The 7,054-nt window shown below is 65.0% G+C and carries 7 protein-coding genes and 3 tRNA genes; 8 read left to right on the top strand and 2 right to left on the bottom strand.

Features of this window, described 5'->3' with window-relative positions:
- Window position 1: 1 nt before the first annotated feature.
- From IC535_RS17255 to IC535_RS17240, 4 genes are all read left to right on the top strand, one after another.
- Window positions 2-77, top strand: a tRNA-Gly gene (locus tag IC535_RS17255).
- Window positions 78-151: 74 nt separating this feature from the next.
- A tRNA-Cys gene (locus IC535_RS17250) sits at window positions 152-225 on the top strand.
- Between the two features lie 153 nt (window positions 226-378).
- Window positions 379-828: a BLUF domain-containing protein gene (locus tag IC535_RS17245; protein WP_228887214.1), complete on the top strand. Its 450-nt coding sequence runs from the start codon at window positions 379-381 to the stop codon at window positions 826-828.
- 304 nt (window positions 829-1,132) lie between these two features.
- Window positions 1,133-1,369 carry a hypothetical protein gene (locus IC535_RS17240; protein ID WP_228887215.1) on the top strand — a complete coding sequence of 79 codons (237 nt, stop codon included), beginning with the start codon at window positions 1,133-1,135 and terminating at the stop codon, window positions 1,367-1,369.
- Window positions 1,370-1,425: 56 nt separating this feature from the next.
- Here the strand turns inward: IC535_RS17240 and IC535_RS17235 are convergent, their stop codons facing one another.
- Both IC535_RS17235 and IC535_RS17230 read right to left on the bottom strand, forming a co-directional pair.
- Window positions 1,426-2,505: a 4Fe-4S dicluster domain-containing protein gene (locus IC535_RS17235; RefSeq protein WP_429000403.1), complete on the bottom strand. Its 1,080-nt coding sequence runs from the start codon at window positions 2,503-2,505 to the stop codon at window positions 1,426-1,428.
- Window positions 2,506-2,507: 2 nt separating this feature from the next.
- Complete coding sequence (locus IC535_RS17230; protein WP_228887216.1) at window positions 2,508-2,804, bottom strand: hypothetical protein; 297 nt, start codon at window positions 2,802-2,804, stop codon at window positions 2,508-2,510.
- A 184-nt stretch (window positions 2,805-2,988) separates the two neighbouring features.
- Between IC535_RS17230 and IC535_RS17225 the strand changes: the two genes are divergently transcribed.
- From IC535_RS17225 to IC535_RS17210, 4 genes are all read left to right on the top strand, one after another.
- Window positions 2,989-3,426 (top strand): group III truncated hemoglobin, encoded by a 438-nt coding sequence (locus IC535_RS17225; protein WP_228887217.1) that lies wholly within the window; start codon window positions 2,989-2,991, stop codon window positions 3,424-3,426.
- A gap of 44 nt (window positions 3,427-3,470) precedes the next feature.
- Window positions 3,471-4,880 carry an oxygen-independent coproporphyrinogen III oxidase gene (hemN, locus tag IC535_RS17220; protein WP_228887218.1) on the top strand — a complete coding sequence of 470 codons (1,410 nt, stop codon included), beginning with the start codon at window positions 3,471-3,473 and terminating at the stop codon, window positions 4,878-4,880.
- A 60-nt stretch (window positions 4,881-4,940) separates the two neighbouring features.
- Window positions 4,941-5,027: transfer RNA gene (locus IC535_RS17215), tRNA-Leu, on the top strand.
- Between the two features lie 886 nt (window positions 5,028-5,913).
- Window positions 5,914-6,999, top strand: coding sequence for an STAS-like domain-containing protein (locus IC535_RS17210; RefSeq protein WP_228887219.1), 1,086 nt, complete (start codon window positions 5,914-5,916; stop codon window positions 6,997-6,999).
- The last annotated feature ends 55 nt before the right edge of the window (window positions 7,000-7,054 follow it).

Below are 7,054 nucleotides of genomic sequence, written 5' to 3'. Positions count from 1 at the left end.
TGCGGGAATAGCTCAGTTGGTAGAGCGCAACCTTGCCAAGGTTGAGGTCGCGAGTTCGAGTCTCGTTTCCCGCTCCAAATCCTGACCAGGCCCCGTTCTCGGGGTCTTGTTTTATCGGGTAGCGATTACCTCGATGATCGGTAGGGTCACCGGCCTGGTGGCAGAGTGGTTATGCACCGGACTGCAAATCCGTTTAGATGGGTTCGATTCCCGTCCAGGCCTCCAGATATACGCAAAAAGCCCGCGAAAGCGGGCTTTTTGCGTTTGGTCCAGCAAGACAGGTCGCCGGCGCTTCGCCTTTGTGTGAACGCTTCAGCCGGCATCTTTATTTAGGTATCTGAAAGTGCCAGCATAGGCACTCCCCTGGAGACACCGCCCATGCCCCTTCGCGCCATCGCCTATGTCAGCGATGCATTGGCCGACCTGTCCAATGCCGGTCTGGATGCGCTGGTGGAAGATGCCGTGCGCTTCAATGCGGTGGCCGGCGTCACCGGTGTGCTGCTGTTCGACGGTGGGCGCTTCCTGCAGTACTTCGAGGGCCCCGAGGACGGCGTACACGCAGTGTACGAACGCATCGTGCAGGCGCGCAGCCACCACCAGATCCGTGAGCTCAACCGCGGGCGCGTGCCGCAACGCTTCTTCCCCTACTGGAGCATGCGCTGGCTGGGGGTTGAGCCGGCGCTGACCCAGCGCTTGATCAACGGCGAGTGGGCGGGCTTTGTGCATGCGGTGAACGGTGGGCCGGCGGTGGAAAGCGCCCTGGGCCAGCTGACCGACCTGGTAGTGCACCGGATGGAGCCATTCGGCGAGCTGCCGGCTGCTCGCTGAGGCGTCGCGGGCCGACCTTCTGGCCCGGCGCTGTGCCGACGCATCGAGGGTGGGGGCGGCAAGGGCAAAGCTGCCATGAAGGTGCTACAGGACCGGCGCATGCTGTTCCAAGCGCACGGGCATGCATGAACCGTTCAGCGGTGTGTGAGCCGCTGGGGCGCTGATGGTTGACTTGGGGCGAAGACCGTGCAAGTTTCCGGTGAACCGCAGGTGAATTCTTTGCAGTATGTGATGGTCTTTTGCGTGATGCTCAAAACAGGGTGGTTGCTCGTCTCCGATGCAGGGCAAGTCCAAGGGAGGTCGTATGCATTACGACGTACATGACTTGGCTGATGGCGTACGCACCGAGCTGGAAGCCAGTTACAGCAAACACGGCTGCGGCCCGGAATTCTGGACCACATATCAACAGGTGCTGGAACGGTTGGTGCCCAAGGGGCGCAGCCGTACCCAGGTCACCAACGAGCTGGCGTTGATCATCGAACAGCTGGGCATTGTCCGGCGTGCGCAGATGGTGCCGCCACGCAGTACGCGTACGCGCTGAAAGCGGCCGGGAAGGCAGCGCCCCCGGGGGAGTGGCAGGCGGGATACGCGATGGGGCTACAGCCGATACAGACCAATACCCAGCAGCACCAGCAGGGTGCCCATTGCTGCCAGCGTGCGTGGCCGCAGCCAGCGGGTGGGCTGTTGCTGCATGGCCCGGGGGCTGGCACGGGCGATCAGTCCGGCCGGGAAGTGCCAGCGACGCATCTGCGTATCGCAGGCGTCCACGCAGGCGCCGCAGGCGATGCAGTCCGGGTGCGGGCCGCTGCGGATATCCAGCGCCATCGGGCAGATGTCCACGCAGGCACGGCAGTCCAGGCAATCGCCGAGGCGGTCGGACGCAAAGCGTGGCAGCGGACCGGCCAGGGCCGGGTGCGCGGCGCGGAAGCTGTAGTCGCTGGCACTGACCGCATCGAGCAGGCCGCGGCCGCGGTCGGCCACGCCGCCCTGTCCAGGCGGGCGCGGCCCGCGCGGTTCGCCGCGGCGGGCCAGGTAGTGCATCTGCGGGGTATCGGCGTCGCACAGGCTGGGGCAGACCCGTGCGAACGGGCACAGGTCAAGGCATACCTGCTCGCGCAGGAAGCCGGCATTGCCCCAGGTGGCCAGTGCGTAGAACAGCACCCAGAAGGTTTCCCAGCCGCTCCACGCCGGCCCGCCCTGGCTGCCGACCAGGGCCTGGATCGGGCTGAACAAGCCGACGAAGGTGATCCCGGTCCACAGCGCCACCCCTGCCCACAGCAGGTGCCTGGCCGCCGCTGCCAGGGCCGGCCGGCGCAACCGCCGCGCGGTGGCCCGCTCGATCCAGCCGAACAGGCCGCTCCACAGCGTCTGCGGGCAGGCATGCCCGCACCAGACCCGACCGGCCAGTTGGGTGAGCAGTACCAGCGCCGTGGCCAGCACGGCCAGCAGCCCCAGCAGTACGCCCAGGTCCTGCGGCCACAGGGTCAGGCCGAACAGGTCGAAGCGACGTGCCGGCAGGTCGAACAGCAGCGCCTGGCGCCCATCCCAGCGCAGCCACGGCAGCAGGTAGAACGCGCCCAGTAGCGCGCACGACAGCGCCATGCGCCAGCGCAGCGGCGCCCGCGCGGCGCGGCGCGGCGGTGGTTCCACCAGGCGCAGGTGCGAGGGCGGCGGCATGCTCACCCCAGTGGCAGTTCGTCGTCGTCGCGCGGCAGCGGGCGCAACAGGTACCAGGTGATGCTGCTGGCCGCGGCCGTCACCGCCCAGAACATGAAGAAGCCCAACGTGTAGCCCAGCTCGCGGCTCAGCGCATGCTGCGGGAAGCTGATATCGCGCAGCCGCAGCGGGTCGACAAAGGCGAAGAAGACCATGCTGGCCAGGCCGGCGGCGACGAAGCTGGGCCACAGGATCGCGCCCCATTGCTGGATCAGCAGCCGCCGGCGGTGGGTGTCGGGCGGGAAGTGCGGGTCGGTCATTGCAGCCACGCTCAGGAGGTAAGGGCAGGGCGCGGCTATACTTCGCGCCGACCGTGGGCCGGGTACGCGCATCCTGTCGAGAGTTACAGACTAGGGCGCAGGATCGGCCGCGACATTGATCCTGATCAAGGCAGCGCGGCGTGCCGGCGCCGATGCTGCGCGTCATCGCCGGTAGAGGTAATCCATGTCCGATCCGCTTTCCCCGCCATTGCCGACGCCGTCGCTGGACCTGTGCAGCGAGCAGGAGGTGACCCGGATGGTCCACGATTTCTACGCCCGGGTCCGGCTGGAGCCGCGGCTGGCACCGGTGTTCGCCGCACGCGTGGAAGACTGGGATGCGCACCTGGCCCAGCTGGTCGATTTCTGGTCGGCGATGCTGCGCGGTACGCGCCGTTTCAGCGGGGCGCCGATGCCCAAGCACATGGCCATGGATGAGCTCGACCGCGACCTGTTCGACCGGTGGCTGGCGCTGTTCCGGCAGACCACCGCCGAGTGCGGCAACGCGCCGATGCAGCGCCTGGCCGACGATGTGGCCACGCGCATCGCCGATACCTTCTGGCGCCGTTTCCAGATGCTGCGCTGGCCGGCGTTGCCGATCGTCGGGCCGTCGCGGCTGGATTGATCTGGCGCAATGCAGGCCGGCGCGCCGGCGCGCACGCTGGCGGCATGGATACCCTCCCGTCTGCCGCCGCCAGCCTTGCCTGGCACTTCGACCCGGAGCTGCTGCGTCGCCACGACCGCCCCGGCCCGCGCTACACCTCCTATCCGGCTGCGCCGCACTTCCACGACGGTTTCGGCGAAGCGCAGCTGCGCGCAGCGCTGGCGGCCAGCAACCACCGCGCGCGGCCGCTGTCGCTGTACGTGCACGTGCCCTACTGCAGCAGCCCGTGCTTCTACTGCGGCTGCAACCGGGTGATCACCCGCGACCACAGCAAGGGCGCGGCCTACGTGGCGCGCGTGCTGCGCGAGGCGGACCGGATCGCGCCGCTGCTGGACGTCTCGCGTGAGGTGATCCAGCTGCACCTGGGCGGCGGCACGCCGAACTTCCTGGCCGCCGCGCAGCTGCGCGAGCTGGTCGACGGGCTGGGCCGGCGCTTCAGCTTCAGCAGTGCCGCCAGCCGCGATTTCTCCATCGAGCTGGACCCGCGGTTTGTCGGTCGCGACGATATCGCCGGGCTGGCCGCGCTGGGCTTCAACCGCGCCAGCCTGGGCATCCAGGATTTCGATCCGGTGGTGCAACGTGCGATCAACCGCGAGCAGGGCGTCGAACAGACCCTGGATATCCTGCGCGCGTGCCGCGAGCATGGGCTGCGCTCGGTCAACGTGGACCTGATCTACGGCCTGCCGCACCAGACCCCGGTTGGCTTCGCGCAGACCCTGGAAACGGTGTTGCGCGAGCGTCCCGATCGCCTGGCGATCTATGGCTATGCGCACCTGCCGCACCTGTTCAAGGCGCAGCGGCAGATCCCCGAAGCGGCGCTGCCCGGCCCCGAGCAGAAGCTGGCCCTGCTCGGGCTGGCGGTGCGGCGGCTGTCGCTGGCCGGTTACCAGTACATCGGCATGGATCACTTCGCGCTGCCCGATGAAGACCTGTCCCAGGCCCAGCGTGCCGGCCAGCTGCACCGCAACTTCATGGGCTATACCACCCACGCCGATACCGACCTGATCGGGCTGGGGGCCAGTGCGATCAGCCATGTCGGTGATAGCTACAGCCAGAATCCGCGCGACCTGCCCGGCTGGGAAGCCGCGGTGGATGCCGGCCGCCTGCCGGTGTGGCGGGGCCTGCAGCTGGACGCCGACGACAGCCTGCGCGCCGACCTGATCGGCCAGCTGATGTGCCAGGGCGGGGTGGACGGGCGTACGCTGGCGGCGCGGCATGGCGTGGACTTCGATGTCTATTTCGCCGACGCGCTGCAGGCCTTGCAGGCGCTGCAGGCCGACGGGCTGGCCGAGTACGAACACGGCGTGGTGCGCAGCACCGCGCGCGGCCGCCCGTTGTTGCGCCTGCTGGCGATGTGCTTCGACCGTTACCTGGCCCGCCCTGACCAGCCGGTGCGTTACTCGCGCGCGATCTGAGCGGCGCGGCGCCGGCAGATTCCCAAACCGGGCCCGATCAGGCACCCTATGCGCGGCGTGGCCCGGATGGCGAAATTGGTAGACGCATCGGACTTAAAATCCGCCGGGGGCAACCCCATGCCGGTTCGATTCCGGCTCCGGGCACCAACGACCATTTTTCAACGGATCCGTGTTCGCTCCGGATTCCCACGAAATGCCCGGATTTCAATGGTTTACCGGGTGTTCGCCTGTCGGTGATGCCCGGGTTCACCACGATGCGCCCGAGAGCACTCCCCAAAAATTCCCCATAAGATGCCTCCATGGCGAGCATCCAACGATCGGGAAACAAGTGACGCGTGCAGGTCTTTGTGGCCGGTGTCCGTAACTCCACCACCTTGCCGACAAAGCAAGAGGCAGCGAAGTGGGCACTGGAGCGTGAAGCGGAAATGCGGGGTCCCGCATCTGCTGCATACAGTCCTCCGCCTCTCCCAAAAGCGCGAGCAATCCGAGCCCCAGGCCGTCCACGTCAGCCTGGCCCATCGGCGAGTAGACAAACAGGTCAAGGGAATGGCGTTTATGGAGGCTCGGCGCGCATGAGGAACCTCTCGTTGGCTCAGGCCGCCCGCGATGCGGTGTACCTGTGTGTAGCATGCGGCGCGGACGGCGTAGTGCGTACAACTGTGACACGAGACAGTGTCCGTCGGCGGTCCAACGTGGCTGCCGCGATATGGGCATGGATTGGGAGTGAGTCCAAGGCGAAGCTGGTGGTGCGCCAGCTTCACCGTCAGTGGGGGTCGCGCTTCGTGCGTGGAGAGGGGTACAGGTTCGACTACGGGGCCCAAGGTTCTGCGTTCCGAGACTAGCTGAACGTTGCGTTCATAAGTGCGGTGGGGATTCTGCCTGTCTGGGAGAAGCTCGGACCCCCCTAGGCAGCCGATAAATTCGACATCTAGCCGTCACAAGGCATCCCGGCGGACGGGGGAGGGGGGGGCTTAACTAGCAAATGTGGCGCCTTTTACTAGCAAGTTGATGGCTTTAACTTTACAATCGGCGGATGGCCAGACCTACCCGTGCTCCAGAGATCCAAATTTCCCTTCTTCGGGCGGCTCCGTTGTTCCCGGAGAAGCTCGTTAAGGTCGTGTCCGCGCAGCTAGGGCTTTCTCGTGCCCGAATCTCTGCAGAGGTTCGGGCATTAGTGGAAGAGGGGTACCTCGTTAAGATCGGCACGACTCGACCAACATACGAGCTGGGGCCAAATCGACGCTTCATCCGAACCTACAAAGCAGACGGACTATCGGAGGATCGGGTATGGTCTTTCGAGCTTGCTCCGCTGCTTGACAACTTGCCGCGCAACGTACTGGACATTGCGAACTATGGCGTTACAGAGATGATTAACAACGCCTTGGACCACTCTGAGTCCAAAAGCGTGTTCGTCTACATGAATCTTAGCGAAAGGCTTCTTTCCATAGCGGTCGCAGACGAGGGCATTGGGATCTTCCGAAAGATCTCCACCGCACTGAATCTTCCCGACGAGCGATTAGCGCTTTTGGAGCTGTCGAAGGGAAAACTGACTACGGCGCCATCCCGCCACTCTGGCGAAGGAATTTTCTTTACGTCGCGCGTGTTCGACCGCTTTCACATTCGTTCCAAGGGTCTGGTGTTCGATCATCTCGATGGGAAGGAGCTGGATATGCTTCAGGAAATCGAGGACCTCGACGACGCAGACGCGCGCAACGGAACGTTCGTGTACATGGATATCGAAAGAAACAGCCCTCGGCTGATGAAAGATGTATTCGATGAATTTTCTAGTGGGCCCGACGACTACAACTTCGCTAAGACGATCGTGCCTGTTCGGCTCACAAAGGTTGGTGATGAGAACTTGGTATCTAGGTCACAAGCAAAGCGGCTTATGCAGCGGGTGGACCGATTCCGGAGCGTTGTCTTGGATTTCTCTGGGGTTGGCGGGATTGGTCAGGCTTTTGCAGACGAGATTTTTAGGGTTTTTGCGAACCTGCACCCCGAAGTAGAGATTGCACACGTCAACGCAACACCGGAAGTACAGCAGATGATTCGCCGCGCTGAAGTCTTGAGGGACGAGCAAGGGGGGCAGTTGCCGCTGCTGGGAAGCGTTGAGCGGTAGTCGACCCAGGTCTCAACGCGTGGCGAGTACTTGACCATTGCCAACGCCGTGGTGC

This window comes from Stenotrophomonas rhizophila (assembly GCF_020857975.1).
In the GTDB taxonomy this organism is placed as follows: Bacteria; Pseudomonadota; Gammaproteobacteria; order Xanthomonadales; family Xanthomonadaceae; genus Stenotrophomonas; species Stenotrophomonas rhizophila_C.
This window is presented reverse-complemented; position numbering and strand designations above follow the sequence as displayed.

Coding starts and splice junctions, on each gene's coding strand:
- IC535_RS17240 (WP_228887215.1), top strand. CDS start 1,133: ATGCATTACGACGTACATGACTTGGCTGATGGCGTACGCACCGAGCTG.
- IC535_RS17225 (WP_228887217.1), top strand. CDS start 2,989: ATGTCCGATCCGCTTTCCCCGCCATTGCCGACGCCGTCGCTGGACCTG.
- hemN (WP_228887218.1), top strand. CDS start 3,471: ATGGATACCCTCCCGTCTGCCGCCGCCAGCCTTGCCTGGCACTTCGAC.
- IC535_RS17230 (WP_228887216.1), bottom strand. CDS start 2,804: ATGACCGACCCGCACTTCCCGCCCGACACCCACCGCCGGCGGCTGCTG.
- IC535_RS17245 (WP_228887214.1), top strand. CDS start 379: ATGCCCCTTCGCGCCATCGCCTATGTCAGCGATGCATTGGCCGACCTG.
- IC535_RS17210 (WP_228887219.1), top strand. CDS start 5,914: ATGGCCAGACCTACCCGTGCTCCAGAGATCCAAATTTCCCTTCTTCGG.
- IC535_RS17235 (WP_429000403.1), bottom strand. CDS start 2,505: ATGCCGCCGCCCTCGCACCTGCGCCTGGTGGAACCACCGCCGCGCCGC.